The sequence below is a fragment of the Sulfobacillus thermotolerans genome (assembly GCF_039623705.1).
Taxonomy (GTDB): domain Bacteria; phylum Bacillota; class Sulfobacillia; order Sulfobacillales; family Sulfobacillaceae; genus Sulfobacillus; species Sulfobacillus thermotolerans.
Genome location: NZ_CP133983.1, coordinates 373352 through 393983 on the forward strand (window position 1 = coordinate 373352; position 20632 = coordinate 393983).

General features: G+C 52.0%; 20 protein-coding genes. 15 read left to right on the forward strand and 5 right to left on the reverse strand.

Features of this window, described 5'->3' with window-relative positions; translation table 11 throughout:
• Positions 1-316: 316 nt before the first annotated feature.
• The 11 genes from ORD20_RS01760 to ORD20_RS01810 all read left to right on the forward strand — a co-directional run bounded on the left by ORD20_RS01760 (position 317) and on the right by ORD20_RS01810 (position 11453).
• Positions 317-1702, forward strand: coding sequence for a DUF2079 domain-containing protein (locus ORD20_RS01760; RefSeq protein WP_103375723.1), 1386 nt, complete (start codon positions 317-319; stop codon positions 1700-1702).
• A gap of 106 nt (positions 1703-1808) precedes the next feature.
• Positions 1809-2786, forward strand: coding sequence for an ABC transporter ATP-binding protein (locus tag ORD20_RS01765; protein ID WP_430626458.1), 978 nt, complete (start codon positions 1809-1811; stop codon positions 2784-2786).
• A gap of 1 nt (position 2787) precedes the next feature.
• Positions 2788-3888 carry a glycosyltransferase family 4 protein gene (locus tag ORD20_RS01770; RefSeq protein WP_158246285.1) on the forward strand — a complete coding sequence of 367 codons (1101 nt, stop codon included), beginning with the start codon at positions 2788-2790 and terminating at the stop codon, positions 3886-3888.
• Positions 3885-5183, forward strand: a complete 1299-nt coding sequence (locus ORD20_RS01775; protein WP_430626459.1) for a glycosyltransferase family 4 protein — start codon at positions 3885-3887, stop codon at positions 5181-5183. Before ORD20_RS01770 ends, ORD20_RS01775 begins: the two co-directional genes overlap by 4 nt.
• An 11-nt stretch (positions 5184-5194) precedes the next feature.
• Positions 5195-5731, forward strand: a complete 537-nt coding sequence (locus tag ORD20_RS01780) for a hypothetical protein (RefSeq protein ID WP_430626460.1) — start codon at positions 5195-5197, stop codon at positions 5729-5731.
• Positions 5728-6789 (forward strand): glycosyltransferase family 4 protein, encoded by a 1062-nt coding sequence (locus tag ORD20_RS01785; RefSeq protein ID WP_158246286.1) that lies wholly within the window; start codon positions 5728-5730, stop codon positions 6787-6789. Before ORD20_RS01780 ends, ORD20_RS01785 begins: the two co-directional genes overlap by 4 nt.
• Positions 6786-7700 carry a glycosyltransferase family 2 protein gene (locus ORD20_RS01790; protein ID WP_158246287.1) on the forward strand — a complete coding sequence of 305 codons (915 nt, stop codon included), beginning with the start codon at positions 6786-6788 and terminating at the stop codon, positions 7698-7700. The genes ORD20_RS01785 and ORD20_RS01790 overlap by 4 nt, the downstream gene beginning before the upstream one ends.
• 86 nt (positions 7701-7786) lie before the next feature.
• The gene (locus tag ORD20_RS01795) at positions 7787-9022 is read left to right on the forward strand and encodes a helix-turn-helix domain-containing protein (protein ID WP_158246288.1); all 1236 of its coding nucleotides are present in this window, start codon (positions 7787-7789) and stop codon (positions 9020-9022) included.
• A 237-nt stretch (positions 9023-9259) separates the two neighbouring features.
• Positions 9260-10198, forward strand: coding sequence for an MBL fold metallo-hydrolase (locus tag ORD20_RS01800; protein ID WP_103375731.1), 939 nt, complete (start codon positions 9260-9262; stop codon positions 10196-10198).
• A 12-nt stretch (positions 10199-10210) separates the two neighbouring features.
• Positions 10211-10552 (forward strand): NifB/NifX family molybdenum-iron cluster-binding protein, encoded by a 342-nt coding sequence (locus ORD20_RS01805; RefSeq protein WP_242968544.1) that lies wholly within the window; start codon positions 10211-10213, stop codon positions 10550-10552.
• Positions 10553-10610: 58 nt separating this feature from the next.
• The gene (locus ORD20_RS01810) at positions 10611-11453 is read left to right on the forward strand and encodes an SDR family oxidoreductase (RefSeq protein ID WP_242968545.1); all 843 of its coding nucleotides are present in this window, start codon (positions 10611-10613) and stop codon (positions 11451-11453) included.
• A gap of 105 nt (positions 11454-11558) precedes the next feature.
• Here the strand turns inward: ORD20_RS01810 and ORD20_RS01815 are convergent, their stop codons facing one another.
• Both ORD20_RS01815 and ORD20_RS01820 read right to left on the reverse strand, forming a co-directional pair.
• Entirely contained in the window at positions 11559-12053 is a 495-nt protein-coding gene (locus ORD20_RS01815; RefSeq protein ID WP_430626461.1) for a flagellin, read from the reverse strand.
• 23 nt (positions 12054-12076) lie between these two features.
• The gene (locus ORD20_RS01820; protein ID WP_430626462.1) at positions 12077-12415 is read right to left on the reverse strand and encodes a flagellin; all 339 of its coding nucleotides are present in this window, start codon (positions 12413-12415) and stop codon (positions 12077-12079) included.
• A 297-nt stretch (positions 12416-12712) separates the two neighbouring features.
• Between ORD20_RS01820 and ORD20_RS01825 the strand changes: the two genes are divergently transcribed.
• The 4 genes from ORD20_RS01825 (at position 12713) to ORD20_RS01840 (ending at position 17943) form a co-directional block, all read left to right on the forward strand.
• Positions 12713-13525: a flagellar cap protein FliD N-terminal domain-containing protein gene (locus tag ORD20_RS01825; RefSeq protein ID WP_430626463.1), complete on the forward strand. Its 813-nt coding sequence runs from the start codon at positions 12713-12715 to the stop codon at positions 13523-13525.
• 88 nt (positions 13526-13613) lie between these two features.
• Complete coding sequence (locus ORD20_RS01830; protein ID WP_103375736.1) at positions 13614-14855, forward strand: glycosyltransferase; 1242 nt, start codon at positions 13614-13616, stop codon at positions 14853-14855.
• Positions 14856-14870: 15 nt separating this feature from the next.
• The gene (locus tag ORD20_RS01835; RefSeq protein ID WP_103375737.1) at positions 14871-16664 is read left to right on the forward strand and encodes a glycosyltransferase family protein; all 1794 of its coding nucleotides are present in this window, start codon (positions 14871-14873) and stop codon (positions 16662-16664) included.
• On the forward strand, positions 16648-17943 hold the full coding sequence (locus tag ORD20_RS01840; RefSeq protein ID WP_103375738.1) for a glycosyltransferase family 2 protein: 1296 nt from the start codon (positions 16648-16650) through the stop codon (positions 17941-17943). Before ORD20_RS01835 ends, ORD20_RS01840 begins: the two co-directional genes overlap by 17 nt.
• A gap of 12 nt (positions 17944-17955) precedes the next feature.
• On the opposite strand, the gene ORD20_RS01845 is transcribed toward ORD20_RS01840, so the two are convergent.
• From ORD20_RS01845 to ORD20_RS01855, 3 genes are all read right to left on the reverse strand, one after another.
• Positions 17956-18795, reverse strand: a complete 840-nt coding sequence (locus ORD20_RS01845) for a hypothetical protein (RefSeq protein WP_103375739.1) — start codon at positions 18793-18795, stop codon at positions 17956-17958.
• Positions 18796-18887: 92 nt separating this feature from the next.
• Complete coding sequence (locus tag ORD20_RS01850; protein ID WP_103375740.1) at positions 18888-19670, reverse strand: ABC transporter ATP-binding protein; 783 nt, start codon at positions 19668-19670, stop codon at positions 18888-18890.
• Positions 19670-20629, reverse strand: a complete 960-nt coding sequence (locus tag ORD20_RS01855) for a FecCD family ABC transporter permease (RefSeq protein WP_242968546.1) — start codon at positions 20627-20629, stop codon at positions 19670-19672. Before ORD20_RS01855 ends, ORD20_RS01850 begins: the two co-directional genes overlap by 1 nt.
• Between the last annotated feature and the right edge of the window lie 3 nt (positions 20630-20632).

The window sequence follows — 20632 nt, forward strand, 5'->3', positions numbered from 1 at the left end:
AAAGAACTAGTTCGTTTTTGGATTCTCGTCTTGACGTATTGAACGCTTATCAACCGAGATTAAACTCGGTAAAACCCATTATAACCGCTGATTACGAAAATGATCAACGCGTATTAAAAAATATCGAAATCGAAAATGGGATTTTTCGGCGTCTTGCTGGTCCGCTTGACCTGTGACAGAATCACAGAAGTGGGATGTAAATAAGGTGTCGATCCGGTGGCGTGGGAATCGTAGCTTTTCAAGACGGGCAGAGAGCGTCCGCCCTTGTGGCGGTATGCTACGTTTTTATGGATTGAAGCACTGAAAGAGGCGGAACATGGTTGAAGATGTCTGGATAAGGCCGGAGCAGGAGAAACGCGGAGAAGAAATGGGGCTTAGCGCCTGGACGCGGATATTGGCGTATGCCGCTCTCGTCGTTTCTGCGCAAATTTTGCGGTGGGGCCTCTTTGTCGCGCATGGTTTTGACTTGGGCTACTATCAACAAGGCATGGCGGCGTTGGTGCATGACGGGTTAGGTGCGCGTTCGACATACACAGGGCAAGCGGTTTTAGCCAAAAATCATGCGTGGTTGTTGGTGGTCTTGGCGTATCCGGCGACGTGGTTGGGCACCGGTTTCTTATTTCTCGTCGAAACGCTGGCGTTAGCGTCGGGTTATTTTCCTTTGATGCGCATTGCACGGGCGTGGACGGTGCCCCGTGAGGTGGCGGCGTTTGTGGGAGCGCTTTATCTTTTGAGCCCGTTGGTGATTGCCGGTAATCTGTATGACTTTCATATGAGTGTTTTGGCCGTGCCGCTGGTGCTGTATGCGGTGCAGGCATTGATGGAACGCCATTGGGGGCAGTTCGTTGCCTTTTTGGTGCTCTTAACTGGTTGTGGCAGTAAAGCGGCGATCGCGGTTCTGATGGTTACGCTCATCGCTGCCGTGCGGCGTCAAACATGGTGGGTGGGCTTGGTGGCGATAGGCGGCGTCTTGGCATGGATGTTCTGGGGACTTAACATCCGCTTAGACCGTTTGAGTGCTCTGGGCTGGATAACCGTACCGGTCTCGCACACGCTAACGATTCGCGCCGTCCTTTACGCCCTCTGGGTGCTTGCGCCGTTTCTGGTCGTACTCGGAGCCTTGAGTGTTCAAAGAAAAGCGTTTCCGTGGAGCTTTTACGGAGTTTTGGCCTTGCTCTATTTAGGGGGCAATATGCTGTCGGCCCTGCCCGCGTCCACCTCTCCCTTTGATCAAAAGTCGGCTCTCATCGCCCCCTTTTTATTACTGATGCTTTTAGATGTCGCGGCACGTGATCGTCGACCTTGGCCATTTCAAATTCGAGCGGCTGGCATTTTTGCGACAATGGGCTTGTTGGTTCTCATGGGTTTTGATTTCTATCATTCTGCGTGGAAAGTGCGGCCGAACAACACAATGGCCATCGAACAAGCTTTAGTCGCTGTACCGAAGAACCACCCCATTTATGCGCAGAATAATGTGTTGCCTCATTTGGGGTTTATTATCAACCAAGTGCCTTTGCAACGCTTCAATCTTGCCCATGTACCAATCGGGTCAGCGGTCATCTGGGATACACAATTTCACGATGATACGACGCCCCCTTCGGTCTACCGCACGTTATCAGCATTGATGGCTAACAAGCGCCGCGCACGGGTTGTGTTCGACAAAGGCGGCGTGGTCGTGTTTGACGTCATAGCGTCAAGATAAGGCGTGTTGGCATCAAAGTAGGGCTTGAACCGGTTTTTTACTGTTGGTTACGATTGTCCAATAATGTATCATCTGAGCGAAGATGCGACAACGCGAAGGGGCGAACATGGTGTCACATTCTGTACGAATTGAGGATCAGGAGGCTAGGGCACCCCGCCTATCTCCCATTCAAAGCCTGTTATCGAGGTGGAAGACTGGTTGGCACCAATTGCTATTGGGCATGGAATTGACGCGCTCATCGATCTTAGGGATTGGGCGCAAGGCCATTGAGGCGAAAATGGAAGAGATCATTGATTTTGCTGAAATTCGTCCGTTCATCGATACGCCTGTCAAATATTATTCGTCTGGAATGCATGCGCGGCTAGGCTTTGCCGTCGCGACGAGCGTGGATCCCGAAATTCTCATCGTGGATGAGATTCTGGCCGTGGGGGATGAAGCGTTTCAACAAAAATGTATGGACCGCATTTTTCATATGAAGCGCGAAGGTACGAGCATTCTTCTTGTGTCCCATGACTTGTCGTCTATTGAACGGTTAATGGACCAAGCGGTATGGATTAACAAAGGCGTTATGCAGAAAACGGGGGCCCCACGAGACGTCGTTTTGGCTTACCGGCAAAGCTTGATGGGCCAAACTTCGCAAGGGACTCCAGAGCCAGAAGCTACGGTGGCGCATCCAGGGCCTATCCAAGTCGCCCAGGCGTTTTTGAAAAGCCAGGGCAAAGCAGTGGATGCATTGGTCTCTGGAGATCCGGTATCGGTGACATTAGATCTGCGCAATGACAGCGCCGAGGAATTTGTGGGACACGTGAGCTTAGTGCTCAGGCGCCCCGATGGATTAGAGTTAGCAACATTTTCTACGGTGCTCGATGGCGTCCCCATTCGCCTCAAGCCAGGAATGAACCGGGTGAGCGTGGATATGGCGCAGTTATTTCTCACGAGCGGGGCCTATGATGTGACGGTGGCCATTTATGACCAAAATGGCCGCAGACTCGACGAATGGCCGGGCGTATTGCCTGTGCGAATTCAGGCCTTGCGCAATAGTCCCGGGCTCTTGGTGTTGCCGCACACATGGAGGATGGATTGACGTGACCACGACCATTGCCATGGATGCACGCTATGGGCTGCAGAGTCCCCGACGCGGTATCGGCGAATATGTGTTTCAAACCTTGCAGCATTTAGGGGATATGCCTCGCCGCTACGATCTTCACCTCTTTGGCGACGAGAGTGCCGATATGCAAGTGGTTCAAGCCTTGCGAAGCTACTACCGTGTCGACATTTTGCGGGCACCCAATTTTTTTCTCTGGGAACAGCAGGCATTTCCGGCAGCCATTCGTGCCTATGCGCTGGCACATGGCACAGCCAATATGGCGCCGTTGGTGTCACGGGTCCCGGTCATCATGACGGTGCATGACGTGATTGAGTTCAAACGCGGCCAGGTCTTTGGCGGGCGAATTCCCTTGCGCCATCATATCAGCCGATTGTACCGGATGAATGCCCTTCAGTGGCTTGCGCGGCGGGCTCCTCTCATCTTTACGGTCTCTCACCATGCGGCCAGCGATATTCATCAAGTATTGGGGGTGAAGGCCGACCGCATTGTGGTGACCCCTTTAGCACCGAAATATCCGATACGCCCGGCCTCATGGCCTAAAGAGCCCTATGTGCTGGCATTAGGCGCCGCCGACCCGCGCAAAAACACAGCGGCTGTTGTGAAAGCGGCAAGATACATCACGGCCCAAGGGATAGCGGTCAAGATCGTGGGGGTCGAGCGTCAAGCGTTGGCACCCTTGCAGGATGCGGCTTCTGGCAATGCGCGCTTGGAAGTATTGGGAATGGTGGACGATGCCACATTGGCGCATTTATATCAACAGGCAGGATGTTTTTTATATCCCAGTCTTTATGAAGGCTTTGGACTGCCCGTGCTCGAGGCTATGGCTTTGGGATGTCCAGTTGTGACGGGCAAGAACAGTTCTCTTCCCGAAATTGCGGGGCCTGCCGCTTTATTAGTAGATACCTCCGATCCCCAGGTTCTGGCTGAAGCGGCCTTAAGCATTGTGCAAGATCCGGTAAAGCAACGGCAACTGATTGAAGCAGGACAAGCATGGGTTCGTGCGTTTTCATGGAAAAAGACGGCGGAATTGACCCATCAAGGCTATGAACGAGTGCTGCATGAGGTGGCGAATCGGTGAATATCCTGATCGCCAGTCGAGAATTGCAAGGCGTTACGGCATCGGGCGGCATTGGCGTCTATGTGCGTCAGTGGGCCCAGGATCTGGCGCAGGCGGGCCATGAGGTGCGGATTTTGAGTAAAGGACTTGCGTCCCAAGGCACGATGATTGATTCAGTCGCGGTCGACTTCGTTCAAGCCGATCCCAGGTTTCGCGATGAGGCTATGGGCTACGCTTTTGCCTTATATGAAAAAATTTTAGCGTTGACCTCTTCTCAACCGTGGGATCTTATTGAGTTTCCCGACTACCTGGCCGAGGGATATTTTACCATTAAGGCCAAACGTCTCTTGGGTCAATTTGCTCGCACCACATTAAGGGTCCATGGACACATGTCCTTGGAGCTGTGTGATCGCATTAACCAAGAAATCCCCCGTAGCGATAGACAGCGGATTTATGCGTTAGAGCGCTACGCGATGCAGTATTGTGATGTGCTGACGGCGCCTTCCGTTGGTTTGGCTGAAATCTATGAAGACCAATTTAAACGGAACGTTTTGGTCACGCGTCACCCATTACCCAACTGGCAGCCCTTGGCGGGAAAACGCGAGCGAAAAGGGCCGGCGACGTTGGTCTATGTGGGGCGCTTGGAATACCGAAAAGGGATTGATTTACTGCTCAGGGCATGCCTTCCATTGTGGGAGAGCCAAATGGATTTTCGGCTCCAACTCATCGGTCAAGATACCCATTACCGAGGTCAGTCTTTTCAACGGTATTTGCTGTCCAGCCTGCCTTCAGAGTTTTGGGACCGGGTGGAGTTTGTCGGGACGGTGAACCGCGAGGCTCTGCGTGATTATTATGCTCAGGCCCATGCTGTGGTGTTTCCCAGCCGTTTTGAAAATTGGCCGAATGTCTGTTTGGAAGCGATGCGCATGGGCGTGCCTATCATTGGGTCGAAATGGGGGGGAATGCGAGAAATGTTGGAGGAGGGCGCTGGCATTTTGATTAATCCCGAGCACCAGCCCTCTTTTTCCGTCGCCATTGCGCAGGTATTGACCGATTCCGAGTTGGCGAACACATTGGCGGAAGCCGCTCAAGCTCGGGTGGTCGCCTTACAAGCGGATCCGGATGCGGTGTTAGCCAAGATTGTGAAGGAGCTTCCGCCAACCCGAAAAGGTGGCATACCCCCTTACCCCCAGCGTTTGAGCGTGATTATTGAACCCCAATGGTCGCGCAGTGGCCTAAGGCGCTTTCTCTTCCCGATCATGTCGTGTGGCGTGAGGAGGCACGTGATCCGTGGAGTGCAGCAGAAAATGCGCTAGGAGATTTTGTGGTGGTCATAGGCAATGGCGAGCAGTGGGCATGGGATTTTCTAGAGCAGGCGGTGAAGACCTTGGCGTGTGTCCCAGAGCTGAGTGCGGTGTACGGTTGGGTTGAAACCGATGCAGGCATATTGGAGGTGCCAGAGGATCTTGACCTCACGCGCGTGCTGGTGCCAAGCCAAGCTTGGGCTCGGGGGGTTGTGCGTAAAAAAGTATTGGCGGCTCCTGCAGAGGACGCACCAGCGGGCGTACTGCCACAGTGGGATATGCTGATTTCTTTGGCGATGCAGGGCTTAAAGGCGGAGCTGCTGCCGACAACGAGTGTCCGCGGCCTGAGGGTAGACGATGACAAGATCGGGCTCATGTGGGAGCAGCATGCCGAGTTGCTGGGTCAAAGTGGCTTGGCAACCCTCATTGCCGTAAAGGATCCATCGCAGCCGTATGGTCTTTTGCGCCCCGCATGGTTAAGAGGTATGGCGCGCCTTGCGCCGCCGAGACTTGTACGGTGGGTCAAACAATGGCGGAAGGAAGAAGGCGGGCGAGGGTGATTCGGGTAGGCGTGGATGCGCGTGTGCTCTCCGCACAAGTACAAAGGGCTGGAGTCGCGCAATATATTGCAGAAATTCTAAGGGATGGCGAAGACGTTTCTGATGTTGCCGTTACCGCGTTGTCGTATGAACAAGAACAGTGCCGGGTGGGGAAAGTGCCCATTGACGTGATTCGTCTGGTGCCCGGTGTGCCATGGCAAAGTGTGTTGTTGCCCAGTCATTTGGTGCGGAAGCGATTCGATGTCGTTCATGGACCCGCATTTAGCATTCCGCCGTCTTTTTGGGTCAAAAGAGTCGTGACGGTGCACGACGTTGCATTTATGCGCATGCCACACACGGTGCGGGCGGACACCGTTCATTATTTACAGCGGGTGGTCAAATATGCTGTGCATCATGCGGCGGCGATTATTGTACCCTCCCACGAAGTGGAGACTGATTTAGTCAAGTTGTGGCCGAAGACGGCTTCTCGCATTCGAGTTATTCCCTTAGGAGCGGACCGGTTGGCACATGTTTCCCCTACCTCTGGCTACCGGCTGGATGCGCCCTATTTTTTGCATATCGGCACGATTGAACCGCGAAAAAACTTGACGTTTTTGTTAGAAGCCTTCGCCTATGCGGTAAAAGACGGCCATCTTCCTCATCATTTGGTCTTGGCAGGGGCGCGGGGCTGGAACAACGAAGATTTTTGGGAGGCTTTGCGCCAATCTCCTGTGGCGAACCGGGTTCATGTCTTGGGATATGTAGATGACTCGCAGAGCGTACAACTCTATCAGGATGCGGCCGTTTATGTTCAGCCCTCCCATTATGAAGGATTTGGTCTAGGGGCCTTAGAAGCCTTGTGGTTTGGGGTGCCTACCGTGGCGTCGCCTACGGGAGCCGTGCGTGATGTGCATGTGGCCGGCTTACAGGTCGTTGAGACCCGTGACGTGGCGGTATGGGCGCATGCCATGCAGCAGGCGACGTCCCTCTCGCGTGCTGGGGTTCGTGACGCACTGCCGACATGGAGGGAGACCAGGCGTCTGCATTATGCGTTATACCGGGAGGTCGCCCAGACATGAACCTATCAGACGTGTCGGTCATTATCGTGAACTATAACGGGGCGAATGTTCTGCCGAGAGCGGTGGCCTCTATCTTACGCCTGGAGCATCAGCCCGGGGAATTAATTATCGTAGACAACGGCTCGACCGATGATAGCCGGGAGTTTGTAAAGGGCCTGCATGAGCCTCTCATTAAACGGGTGCTTTTGCCCACCAACCATGGGGTGGCAGGGGGACGCAACGCGGGAGTGGCACTAGCGTCGGGGAAAATTTTAGCGTTTTTAGACAGTGATGGGGAAGCTACAGCCACGTGGTTGCCTGGATCGTTAGCCATGCTGCAAAACGCGCCGAGGGCTGGGGCCATTGCGCCTTTAGTCTTAATGAACAACGGGACGACGATTAATGGGGCAGGATCGGTGTTAGATTCTTCTGGGCACGGGCGAGATCGCCTCTGGGGAGAACCTTTAGAACCGTTCCGGCAGGTGCTGGAACAGTGGCGAGGACAACCTGTCGACTATCCCATGGGATGCGGCATGGTCGTTCGCCGTGATGGTTTAGAACCGGTTTGGCCACTCGATGATGCGCTTCCCAAATGGCATGACGATACCGAAATTGGGTTGCGCATTAGGCGCTTGGGATATCAGGTGCTGTTCAATCCCGATGCTACCGTGCTCCATCATCCCGGGCACTCAGATCCCAAAGACCAAGGCGAGCGCCAGCGACTCGCCGAACTAGCGCGTTTGCGGTTGTTGTGGAAGTATTACCCGATCAAGGTCGCGCTGTGGCAAAGCGCGTATTATACGCTATTTGCGGTGACCGGATCGCGCCAACGCTTTCAAAATTGGCGCGATTTGCAGACGATAGCGGTGCATTTCTGGCAAAATGCAGGGAAAATTAGACATGTACGCCGAAAATGGAAAATAGTGTCTTGAAAAAGACTGTAAAATCTTTATCCTCTGGCAAGCATCTGCTATCATTGACACACAACGTGTCAAATCGAGTCTCACGAGGTGTAGAAGTGGATATTGCGACAATGCAGACGGTTGGTGACGCGATTCGCGCTATACGCCTCGGTCAGGGGCTAGAGCAGGAAGATTTGGCCACCGATGGCATTCCGGTTCAGGTGATTGATCTCATTGAGAAGAATCTATGCTGGCCTCCTCAAGAGTGGCTGAATCATTTTGCCCAAGTTTTTGGCTTACCGGTCTTCTCTAGTCAGACGTCTAACCAGTCGATGTACCATGCGGCCCAGTTGTTGTGCGATGAAGGACTAAAGTGCAATGAACGCGGTGATCAGCCCAACGCGGCGGATATGCTCATGAAGGCATATGACATGATCATGGCCTATCAATTTTATGACTTGCTGCCCCAAAGTGTCCCCACGTTATTACAGGTCTTGTCGTTATCGGGTCGGGGAGAAGATGCTGTACGTGTCGGCATGCACGCGGTGACCTGTATGCCGCCTGGGTTCTGTCAGGCGCGCCGTGATGTGTTGATTCGTACGGGGGCGGCCATGATGGGCATTAATGATTTTGCCAGGGCAATTGATTTGTTTGATGAAGTCCTTAATGAACCGACGACAGATTCCGTGACGGCCATCAAAATGCTGCTCAACAGCGGAACGTGCTATATGAATATGGGAGAGTTTGAGCAAGCCCGCCACCTTTATGGGCAGGCTTTGGAAATTGCTGACGAACTGCAAGAGCCCTTTTGGTTGGCATGGACCTATATTAATTTAGCAGCGGTTGAGCTTGAACAGTACCAGGCGGTGCCGGCTATTTTACCCTACTTAGACCGTGCCGAGCAGTTAGCGATCGAAATGGACAATGTGGCCGTTTATGCAGCGGCAGTGCATGACCGTGGCGCGTACTATCTCTATGCAGGAAAGCTTGGCTTGGCTCAGCGCTTGATTGAAAATGCGGTGGAGTATCTCGGCGAGGAGAGTGCATCGGCGGCGTACATTTTAGATGATCTCGCCCATGTCTATATTCTGCGGGGTTTTTGGCGCAAGGCTGATGAAACGATTGCGCGCATGATGAAGATTGCCGATGAGATTCATGCCGTCCGGGTGCGTGCCTTGGCGCATCGTCGGCAAATGCAGAAGAGTGCGCGCATGGGCAAACACGATGACGCCGAGAAATATTTCCTGCAAGCGATGGACGGATTCTTGCAAGCCCGTCACGCCTTTGATGCGCGAAGGACCTTGGAGTTGTGGCAAAAATTGCAACGACCGTGTGCGGCTTTTGGCGAATAAAGAATAGCATTCTTAATCGATCGTTCTCACAAGGCGGGAGGGGCAGACTTCAATCCCCTGTGAGAGACGACAGGCTTGTTACCTCCCTCATCACCGTTCCCTCTTATTGCTGCAATGTCTGAGCCTTATGCCACGAAACCGCGGAACTCGAACAGAATAGGGCAGTGAAATGTCCTGACGCGACGAAGAATTGCCAGATAGGCTGCAGCAGGAGAAAATAGAGGGGGAGGGATAGTTATGGCGGTCATTGACTATGGATCAGGTATTTACGCGATTGATCTGTTGGAAGAAGGGAAGCCATTTCGCTCGAGTGCCTACCTGATTAAAGACAAGCAACTGGCTTTGGTGGACACGGGGTCTGCACGAAGTCACGAGACGCTTTTAGCGGGCTTGCAGGAAGTGGGCGTCAGCCCTCAAGACATTGATCACATCATAGTAACCCATGTGCATTTAGATCATGCGGGAGGGACCGGACAAATGATGCAAGCAAGTCCCCGCGCTGTGGTTCATGCCCATGCTCGGGCAGCAACGCATTTGATTGACCCCTCTCGGCTGGCTCAAGGAGTGCGCGCTGTTTATGGCGAACGGACCGATGAGTTATTTGGTACACTGGTGCCGATCGAGGCGCGGCGGGTTGTGGTTGAAGGGGATGGCGCGCATTTAAAGCTTGGACGGCATACCCTGACCTTTTATGATACGCCCGGCCATGCTAAGCATCATTTGTGTGTTTGGGACAGCGAAAGTCAAGGCTTATTTAGTGGGGATATGGTGGGGATTCGTTACCGTCCTGAATATACCGGGTGGGACTTTGTCTATGGATTTCCCACGACGTCTCCGGTCGACTTTGATCCGGAGGTGATGCTTGAGTCGCTCGCCCGAATGGAAAAGTTAAAGCCTCAAAGAATATTTCACACGCATTTTGGGGAGACCACGCCGGCCGCGGAGGCATTTCATTTCACGCGGCGGGGTGTGGAGTATATTCGCGCATTAATCGAACAATTGCCAGATAACGTGGAGTATTCTATGATTCATGAAGCTTTGCAGCAGATTGTTCTGCAAGACATTAAACGGCAAGGGCATCATGTCCAAAACGTGAATCCGCTCGCTTTGGACATGATGTTAGATGCCCAAGGGATTTTGGTGTACATACAGAAGAAAGCTGCTGGAAAATTATAGAAGGGGTGATGTATGATGGCGCGTATCATTTGTATTCCGGTGACCGTATCGGGTGAAGTGGAGCCCAGGTGGGGAAAAGCTCCTCGGGTGGCATTGGCTACTGTCGAGGGTCACCAGATTGCGGATTGGACTGAAGAAGACGTGCATTGGGATACGCTCCATGATGAAGGAGGCGAGGGCAAACACCATGCGCGTATTGCCCGCTTTCTCATGGACCACCATGTGACCGACGTGGCGGCTAATCACATGGGGCCAGGAATGGAGCGCATGTTGGGTTCTATGCGGCTTAAGGTGTATCTGGGTGTTGAGGGAAATGCCCGCGCCGTCGTGGAGCGCTTAGCCAAAGAGGCGTGAACACAAGGGCGATCCTCATCGCCCTTGTGTTTTCTGAGACGGGGGAATGACAGTCAGGATGAAACATGTGATTATCGGCGCCTCAGGCCAAGTCGGTGGGTATTTGTTCAAGGAGTTGGCCACGCGTCACGAATCGGTCGTGGGAACGAGTTGGACTCATACGGCACCGGGCCTGCGGTCCTTAAATATGGAAGATGAGAAGGCAGTCATCCAGCTGCTAGATGGGGAGCACCCTCATGTGGTGTGGATTCCCGCGGCATTGCCGGATGTCGATCGTTGTGAGCGGGAACCTGATGTCAGCTACCGTTTGAATGTTCAAGCGCCTGGGCGGGTGGCTGAGCTTGCAGCGCAGAGGGGCGCTAAGGTGGTCTTCTTCTCGACAGACTATGTTTTTGATGGGGAAAATGGTCCCTATTCCGAAGGCGATGAGGTCCATCCCCTGCAAGTCTATGGACGCCATAAGGCCGAAATCGAAAACTTTTTACTGTCAAATGTTCCGCGTAGTGTGATTATCCGCCCAGCTTGGATTTATAGCCAAGATGCCAATCCGCGCAACTTTGTATACCGAGTGGTGCAACAGCTGAAACAAGGCGCTGTCGTGAAAGCGGTTACGGACCAGTGGAATACGCCGACGCCCAGTGACGGCTTAGGGAAAATGGCATGGCAGGCCGTCGTCGACGATTTTGTAGGGGTTTTGCATGTGGTCGGGCCCGAACGCTTATCACGGTATGAGTTGACCGTTCGTATCGCTCGTAAGTTTGGATTTTCTGCTGAGCAGGTGGAACCCGTGACAACCGAGGCTTTTCATTTAGAGGCGCAAAGGCCTTTGAATGGGGGACTGATTACGGCCTACAGAGACTACCGTATGGAACCGGGGAGAGATTTTTCTCCCGTCTTTTGATGGCGAGAGGCGACTTTTAAGATGAGGATCTGCTGTCTTGACAACACAATAAAGCCCGCATGATAACAGCGGGCTTTATTGTGTGCGTGCTGGGATGGGGATGAATTAACCCAAAATCTTTAGCACCATGCCAGGCAGCGAATTTGCGGAAGCCAGGGCTTGCAGTCCTGTTTGCTGCAGAATTTGCTCTTTAGCAAAGCTGCTCGTGACCTCCGCCATATTGGCGTCCATAATGGTCGACTGGGCGGCTTGCAGGTTGGTATTTTCGGTGTTGAGGTTCTCAATGGTGTAATTCAACTGGTCTTGCTGAGCTCCAATTTGGCCTTGGGCGTTGGTCAACATCGACAAGGCGTTGTTCGCCAAGGTAATGCCGTATTGGGCATTTTGAGTACCCACCACGTTGATGTTGGAGAGTCCTAACGTCACACTGTTGAATGTACCCAAATTGGTGCTGACTTGGTCTGCGGGCTGGTCATTGGGACCGACCTGGAAGGTCAACGGATTGGTGGCCGCCACGACCGAGAAACTCAGAACCGTGGGTGACGTCGAGGCAGAAACTGCAGATGGGTCAAAATTGACCACAAACGACGCATTGCTCACCGCATTAGAGTCATTCGAGGTGCCTAATACGAAAAATCTTGTTGGTCCTGAGACGTTTCGGTGCTGTTTGAAGCTTGCGTGGCTAATTGTTGAATCTGCGTCACAATCTGTACATCGTTTTGTATTCCGCCGTTAGCCGTGTCAAGCAAGTTTAGCGCTTGGTTCGCGTTGTTGACACTGGCGTTAATCCCGCCAAGCTCGCCGCTCATTAACGTGGAGATCGCGAGTCCTGCAGGGTTGTTGCCCGGCGAGTTGATTTGATATCCGGTAGACATTTCCTGTTCTAAATTCGATAGGGCGTTGGTGGTGTTATTCACCGCGTTCTCAGCAAAGAGAGCCGAAACGTTTGTGTTGATAATCATGGGTTTTTCCTCCTTGAGAATGGTCAGGTTTCGTTCCTTCGAAACCGTTGTCTTAGGAACCCTTTCGGTGCAATTCCCATGCTTATCATACGCACTTTTCTTGCGGAAACCAAATTCTTGAGAGGAATTGTTGATATAAATTTTGTTTCCATATGGAGGTCCATGTACACTGATTGCAGTAGCGAATCTGTCATTCTATGCCCGATGGACCGGGTATTTCACTTCAAGGAGGAAGTTGTCCATGAATGTCACGATTTCAAAGGCGTGTGATGCGAGCTTTGGCATGGGGGTGTGGCCATGTCAGGGATAGCGGTTAACTGGACGGCCGTTTATGGCACGAATAATGTGGCGGCTCAAATGTTATCGGATCTCTCCTTAAACGAGATGGAAAGTATGGCCATTGAGCCGTTGACGCAACAACTCAATACGCTGGAACAGCAATTAACAGCCCTGCAAAACAATAGTGCGGCGTGGACTACGTTACAAGGGGATGCGGCGGCGTTTCAATCGGGGCTGAATTCCCTAGGCTCGAGTACCGCCTTGCAAGCCATGGAGGCGGTGTCTTCGAATACGGCGGTGGCCACGGCCGCGGCGGATGGCAATGCACCACCCGGGACTTATGCGATTGATGTGAGCCAATTGGCTACGTCAGAAATTGATGGCTATGCGTCGACAGCCATGACCATCACCGACCCCACGGCTGCCCTAGGACTTGCGGCGACGACGGTGGCGTTTTCGATTGGCGGCGTTTCGGTGTCGATTGCCGTCACGTCGACGACCACTTTGGACCAGTTAGTGACGGATATCAATCAAAGTGGGGCGCCAGTTCAAGCGCAGGCCGCACAGTCGGGAAGCGATTATTATTTGAAACTCTACGGGACGGTCACCGACCAAGCGATTAGTTATACGGGGGGAAGCGCCGCCTTGGCAAGCGTGGGCATTCTGACTAGCACATCGTCAGGATACACGGTGAACTCGGTGCAAGTGGCAGAGCCTGCCGTCGTTCAATTCCAAGGGGCGACGGTGCAAAACACGACCAATCTTTTTACCAATTTGATTCCTGATGTGACAGTACTCGCAAACATGATGCGGGGACGTTGGCGGATTTAACCCAAACCATTACCGAGCTGATTCATCAGCTCGACTACCGGTTACAAAAGCCGGTATCCCAAGAGCCTGCCGTATTAGGTTGGTCCGGATGAGTGGGATTACCGTAGCTTTAATTGCACGTAATGAAGAACGCTTTATTCAACAATGTTTGCAATCGGTTCACGCCATAGCGGATGATATCGTCGTCATCGATACAGGCAGTGACGACAATACCATTAGCATCGCACAACGTGAGGGCGCTCGCGTGTTTTCAAGGCCGTGGCCGAAAGATTTTGCCAGAGCCCGCAATTGGGCGCTTGAGGAAGTCAAAACTCCATGGACGTTAATGCTGGATGCCGATGAGGTACTGTTGGCTGATGACATCCCTAACCTTTTAGCGGGGGTGACTCAGCCCACCGCCGATGCATACAATCTTCGCATTGTCTCTTTAACAGACCGTGCGGAAGATTTGTCCGAAGCTCGGGTGACGCGCCTTTTTCGGACGGATCCTCGTATCCGCTGGGAAGGGCGGATTCATGAACAGATTATTCCCTCGATAGGGCGAGCGGGCTTTAATTTAGGCCCGTTGGATGTGCGCCTGATGCATTATGGCTACCTCAATGAGGTTATGACCAGCCGTGACAAGTTACAGCGCAACCTTGATTTGTTGGATCTGAGTATCAAAGAACGGGGTACGAGCGATTGGAAAGCCTACATGTTTTGGCAGCGAGCGCAAACCCTTATGGCCTTGCAGAGGTTAGATGATGCGGCCAAAGATATGAAACAAGCCATCGCTCTCATGCATCCCACCGCGCCTTTGCAACCGCTATTTTGGTTGACGTTGGCCAAGGTCTATACGGTCAAAAAAGATTTTCGCAAGGTGCATCAGACAATTCGGGAAGGATTGCGACTTTTTCCCGATTATACCGACTTTGTGTATTGGGAAGGCATGGTTTACATCAATGAGGGCAATTGGGACCGGGCTTGGGAGTCCTTTCAACACGCCCTGCAATTAGGCGTGCCGAAGGCGTATTTGCAATCCGAGTTGGGTGTCGGGACCTTTAAAGCATTATGGCAAATGGCGCGTGTGTCGCGCATGCAGGGGAAGATGACGCAAGCAGAAGCCTACTATCTCAAGACGATACAAATGAAAACGGCTTTTTATCCAGCCCTGCACGAATATATTGAAATGTTAGCAGCCAGTGAACCCCAGGCGATTCTCCAGCGGTTATGTCTTGTGCTTTCGCCCAGGGCCCTCGCTGGTGCCTTGCAAATGGTCTTTCACCGGACGCCGCTTGAGGAGAATTTGTTGAGATTATGTCTAGAGCAAGTCAAAACATCAGCGGTATGAATACCGGAGGATGAGATGCGGCCTAAATATTTGGTGATTAATGGAACCAGGGCGTTAGCGACGAGTTTTTTCGCCGATTTGGTAGATTTTCGTGTGGTGTCGTGGGACTCTGATGCGGATTTGGTTCTTTCTGTTCAAAACTTTGATATAGACAAGGTTTTGCAGGTATTCGGTACATTTCAGCCGGATTTGATTTTTGTCTTCTGGCCGGAGTTTCATGCGTTGCCGGAAGGGCTGTTTGCGTGTGGAGTGCCTGTGGTAGCTGCTATTAGTGACTGGAACCTCGGGACCCGTGCCATTTTGAACCATTTAGATCTCTACGACCTTGTGCTCATGGACCGTGAAGGTGCTAGGCGGTTTAAGAATTTGGGATACCCCAACGTGGAATACGCGCCCCTTTATAGTTACGAACCCGGTATGGTTCACGCACCGGATGATCTTTTGCAACGCCCTATTGATATTGGATTTGTTGGCAATTTAAATGGCCATGTGCAAAGGCAGCGTGCGATTTGGATCGACCGATTAGCTTATCTTCACAAGCGCCATGGATGGGTTGTTAAAGTTGCCACAGGCGTATACCGCGAAGAGTATTGGCGGTTTCTTCAAAGTTGCAAGATGGTATTTAATCTAACCATCCGTTCAGAAATGAATCTTCGCTGCTATGAGGCTCCAGCAGCCGGTAGTGTGTTGTTGTTAGAAGAAGATAATGATGAAACCCCATGGGTTATGCAACCAAACATTGAGTATCAGACATATACTGTGGAGAATTTTGAAGAAGTGGTGGCTAATCTACTTTCTAATGAGGAAAAACTTCAAGAAATGGCGGTTAGAGGGCATGAACGCATTGTCCCTTCGGAATCGTATAAGGCGCATGCTGCGCGTATTATAGACCTCATTACGGACCGGGTGCCGCGGGCTAGAGGAACTCGCACCTTTCGTGCCGAGATAGGATTGCAAGAACAAAGACTCTGGTCTGTGACGCAAGATAAGTATGCCATCACATCCCGCTCCATGACTCGCGATTCCATCGCGCAAGAGGTGGCGAGTGAAGATGAATCCCTATTTTTAAACAGCTTGGCGGCAAGCTTAATTGGCTACGCGGCTACTCAGCCTAATTTTGTGGTAACAATTCCGGGTGAGTATTGGCAACGGGTCCGCATGCTACTGCAGTCTGCTCTGGCAAAATGGTCCACGAATATTGCTGTCTATTTCAATCAGTTGCAGTTAGCCTTCTCTTTAGGTCAGTATCAGGTTGTGATTGACACGGCTCCAAGCGCCTTCGATGCGATAACAAAGGCCAATACGCGGCAAGCGTTTGCGGGCGCTATTGCCTTAGCCGGTTTTGACGAATTTCGAAGCGACATCGAGTCAGTGTTTAGCGATTTAAGAGTCGGTCATCTTGATAAATTACGGTCGAGTTTTTTTTCCAGAATTCTCGTCTTGCGCGGAGATTGCTATCAGAATTTGCAGCAATGGGCGCAAGCTCGCCAAGACTACCAGCTGGCACTTCATATGATGCCGCACTGGGCGTCCATTTGGTATAAATATGCGGCGGCTACATTAGTGAGTGGGCCGACGCCTGATGCGCTGGAGATTGCCAAAGACGCCATTGCAAAAAATCCGTTGATGATCTCTGAACAAATCCAACTATATGGCATAGCCGCTCAAGTCAAGAGAAGCGATGTTAAGGCCTTGATAGCACACCATATCCACAACCTTTATCAAATTAGCGACTATTTTGCCCAAGGAATCCAAGCACTTCAGAATATCGATCAAGCGTTGGGGGGCTCCCGTGAAGCCGTTAATTAGTGTGGTCATGCCGGCTTTTAATGCTCAAGCGTTCATTGCCGAGGCCATTGATAGTATCATCATGCAAATCTTTGATGCATGGGAACTGATTGTGGTCAATGATATGTCGACGGACAATACCAAAGAGATTGTGCAAGCCTATACCGTACGCGACGGACGCGTACGCCTTATCAACGTAACGGCCCATCAAGGCCAAATCGGGGCACATAACGTAGGAATACGCGAAAGTCAGGCTGATATTGTCAAGGTGCTGCATGCTGATGATCGTCTCCTACCTGGCGCCTTGCAATCTTATTACCGAGCATTTCAGCAATATCCGTCAGCTGTTGTGGTAGGCGCAGCGACAAGGACAATTGATGAACGCGGACAGACAGTTGGGCTGACACGAGCGGTGGCGAGTGAGACATTTCTAGAATCTACACGGTTTTTCGTGGCGAATATCCTTGGTTGGAATCCAGCATGGGTACCTTCGGCTCATGCTATCAGGCGGGATGCCTTTGAAGCATGTGGGTTATATGAGGATCCGGGAGAGGATTTGCTGCACCGAGACTGGGGTTTTGATTGGTATGCTATTTGGAAGGTGGCCAAGCAAGGCGATGCGGTCCTTTTGGCCGAGGAACTCGTGGAGTACCGCCGACACAAAAATCAGATTTCATCGGGCGGCTTTGATGATGCGGAAGTTCATATGCGCTATTATTGGCTGCGCAGGATTCGCGAGGAGGCTTTGGTATCACCACCGATCATTCGGCAAGCCTTTGCATCCCATTGTGGTCTTCTTTTACTGATGGCCGCTGCTGCATCTCAAGAACACCGCGAATCAGAGGCCTTGTACATGCTAGAACAAACGGTGTTGAATGACGATTATATCAACACCTATGACCAGGGCCGACTGCGCCTGGATTTAATGACGTGGATTGCACTGCTACAATCTCATGATGCGCATTGGAAAAGTCATCTGTTAAATCATGCGCATTCGCGGTTTCTTTTTCTTCTCATATCGACTATGTTTTCTTACAACGTCATAGCCATCGAGCGCCTGACGAATGCGACGGAGCCCACCTTGTTGCTTGGGCCTGCCTCCTTATTAACCCCGGTTTTGCGCGAGGTCAAGGTATCCTCGGCCGTTGTGGTTAGAGTCACCCATAGCCGTAAAGAGACCGTTGACCTCTTGGGTTCGAGTGCAAAGAATTTCCACGCGACCGTTGTGGGTTTTGATACGCGCCTGGAGTCCTATATGTTTTATGATCAAGCCAAGAATATCGTGCCGCTTTTAGTCTAGGCAGGAGTCATCTTAAGGACTGTATATCTCGAGAGCCCGGAGAAGGATGCGCGCCGTGGTGTTTTGCATAAAGGTATGTTGTCGTTTGGCGGCTTCGAGTTCTAAATCCGGATGCGTGAGCAGGTTTTGGCAAACATCGACGAGTTTCTCATACGGGGCCCAATAGGCTAGAGCTTCCCACTGATCCGGGACGTAGGTATCAGCATTGCGCTCAGACAATACCGGCACTTGATTGGCTACTAAATAACTGACGCGAACCTCTTCGAAAATGTTCGGAACGTAAAAGTGAATGTTAATCGCTAGTTTGCTCCGGGCGATGATACCATCGCGTTGGGCTCCGTAAACTCCATGCAAGGGGACCACGCGAAGATTTTGAGCGGCAAGGGCCTCTAAGATTTTCGTGCGCCGCTCGTTGCGCGACCCATAAAATACGACGTCAATATCTTTTTCCCCAGTTCGGTTAATACGTGTTAATGAAGGCACATAGCCTATTGGCACATGCACAGCATGGACATTATGGGCTTGCCAGTAAGGCATATTCTGGAGGCTGTATTCCCATACTACACGTCCTTGGAGGGATTGAAGCCACTGTGGGGTCATCCAAGGAGAACTCTGGGTAATTTGTTCAAGGTTGTAAACGATGGCTTCAGCCGGAAGAGCGGCAATGTGCTGAGGTTGCAACAAGTTCGCCCCTAAAATAATTGTGGGATGCGTAGAGTCAATGTGGTTTTTGGTCACGTGCACGCGGTGGCCTAAGGAATCTAGCCCATAAGCCAAGGATTCCAATACTTCAGCGAAGGCTAGCGAATGAATGTAATTATCGGGCTGCAAGATGGTAATCTCAAAATCCACACGATCTCTCCCTTATCTGACACGTCTTGATTTTATGATAGGCCATGGTCGCTTGGGGAAGAAAAAATAAGGACGGTTAAGTTTGATATTTGTTATAAAGCCAGCACAATCATTTTGCCAGACACCGGATGGCTGATGCGCTGCAACGTGGTGTGAAAGACCTGCTCTAAGAGGGGGGATACCAAAACCTGTTCAGGGGAAGCCGCAAGGGATACCTGCCCGTGCTGCATCAGCCATATGTGGTCAGCAAACAGGCCCACTGTGGCTAAATCGTGGTAAGCCATGATGACGGTCTTACCGTGAACGTGGGCGAGGTCTTCGAGGACATGAATGATGGCTTGAGCATGACCGGGATCTAAATGGGCCGTGGGTTCATCAAGAAGTAGCACGGGCGTATTTTGAACCAGCGCCATGCCGAGTAAGGTGCGCTGCTGTTCGCCGCCAGACAATGACCGGTAGGATCGGTCGTGAAAAGCGCTCAGACCCAATTGCTCGAGCACGGGACCAATCTGCGGGGCAGTGTCGCCGGTTATGCGGGTCTTCCACGACATGCTGGGGAGACTGCCTAAATTTAAAATTTCGGCAACCGTCAGGTCAAATCCCAAGGGCATCAATTGAGACACTAAGGTCACCAAGTTAGCCCGTGCTGATGCAGCTATATCCAAGAGGGCGCTGTCGCCGTAATAGACCGATCCGCTGGTTGGTTTCAAGTAACCTCCTAACAGACGCAAGAGGGTGGATTTACCCGCTCCATTGGGCCCAATCAAGGCCGTAATCGCGCCAGGTTGAAATGAGCCGGTTAATGGTCCAAAAGAAGCCGTGGATGACGGCCAAATATATTGGAGGTTTTCACAATGGAGTCTCTCAAAAGACATTATCCTGACACCACCCGAGTTTTGAAGAGAATATAGACGAAATAAGGACCGCCGATTAAGTCACTGACCAAGCCGACCGGGACCGTGCCAATCCACGGGATTTGTTCAGCTAAAATGTCGGCACCGACTAAAAAGATAGCGCCGGCAAAAAACGAGAGGGGAAGCAGCAAATGGTGATTCGAGCCTTGCAACCTGCGAATAATGTGGGGAATGACCAATCCGACAAAGCCGATTAAACCCGCTAGATAGACAGAGGCGGCGGTTAACAAGCTGGCCAGAATTAGCAGGAGCGTTTGCGCACGCATCACGTTGACGCCAAGATAGTGCGCTTGTTCTTCTCCGAGATAAAAGGCGTTTAACTCCGGAGCAAAGGGCCACGTGGCCACTAGCGCCACGATGATCATAATGGACGGCCATAACAGTTCATGCCAGCCAATGCCATGAATGCCGCCAAGTTCCCACGATAGAACCTGCGTCAATGTCTTTTGATGCGCTAGCATGACAAACGTGGTTAACGCACCTAAGACCAAACTTAAGGCATATCCCGCTAAAATCAAGGTGAGCATATGGACGCGGCCTTGCCCGCGGGCCAGTAGATAGGCCGCAAAAACCGCTGTAATCGCGCCAATAAATGCGCCCACTCCCATGAGACCCGATGCCGGCAGCAAGAGACTTAAGAGCATCGCGCCAAATCCGGCGCCGGCTGACGCCCCCACAATATAGGGATCGGCTAAAGGATTTTTAAACAAGGCTTGCATGACGGCCCCTGCGGTACCTAAAGCGCCGCCCACGAGGGCGGCGGCAATCAATCGCGGTAAACGGATATCCCAGATAATGATGGCGGGAATGGAGGAACCGAAGGGATGAATGAGACTCTGTCCGACTTGTTGCCAGGAAAGTGTCACGGGCCCATAGGTGAGCCCTAGGAAGATCACGGCCGCAAGCAGGGCGATGCCCATGCT

What these genes read in the sequence shown, in the direction of transcription:
- ORD20_RS01825 (WP_430626463.1), top strand. Translation starts at nt 12,713, where the DNA reads ATGTCAGGGATAGCGGTTAACTGGACGGCCGTTTATGGCACGAATAAT.
- ORD20_RS01760 (WP_103375723.1), top strand. Translation starts at nt 317, where the DNA reads ATGGTTGAAGATGTCTGGATAAGGCCGGAGCAGGAGAAACGCGGAGAA.
- ORD20_RS01765 (WP_430626458.1), top strand. Translation starts at nt 1,809, where the DNA reads ATGGTGTCACATTCTGTACGAATTGAGGATCAGGAGGCTAGGGCACCC.
- ORD20_RS01855 (WP_242968546.1), bottom strand. Translation starts at nt 20,629, where the DNA reads ATGGGCATCGCCCTGCTTGCGGCCGTGATCTTCCTAGGGCTCACCTAT.
- ORD20_RS01810 (WP_242968545.1), top strand. Translation starts at nt 10,611, where the DNA reads ATGAAACATGTGATTATCGGCGCCTCAGGCCAAGTCGGTGGGTATTTG.
- ORD20_RS01850 (WP_103375740.1), bottom strand. Translation starts at nt 19,670, where the DNA reads ATGTCTTTTGAGAGACTCCATTGTGAAAACCTCCAATATATTTGGCCG.
- ORD20_RS01790 (WP_158246287.1), top strand. Translation starts at nt 6,786, where the DNA reads ATGAACCTATCAGACGTGTCGGTCATTATCGTGAACTATAACGGGGCG.
- ORD20_RS01800 (WP_103375731.1), top strand. Translation starts at nt 9,260, where the DNA reads ATGGCGGTCATTGACTATGGATCAGGTATTTACGCGATTGATCTGTTG.
- ORD20_RS01830 (WP_103375736.1), top strand. Translation starts at nt 13,614, where the DNA reads ATGAGTGGGATTACCGTAGCTTTAATTGCACGTAATGAAGAACGCTTT.
- ORD20_RS01820 (WP_430626462.1), bottom strand. Translation starts at nt 12,415, where the DNA reads ATGATTATCAACACAAACGTTTCGGCTCTCTTTGCTGAGAACGCGGTG.
- ORD20_RS01835 (WP_103375737.1), top strand. Translation starts at nt 14,871, where the DNA reads ATGCGGCCTAAATATTTGGTGATTAATGGAACCAGGGCGTTAGCGACG.
- ORD20_RS01805 (WP_242968544.1), top strand. Translation starts at nt 10,211, where the DNA reads ATGATGGCGCGTATCATTTGTATTCCGGTGACCGTATCGGGTGAAGTG.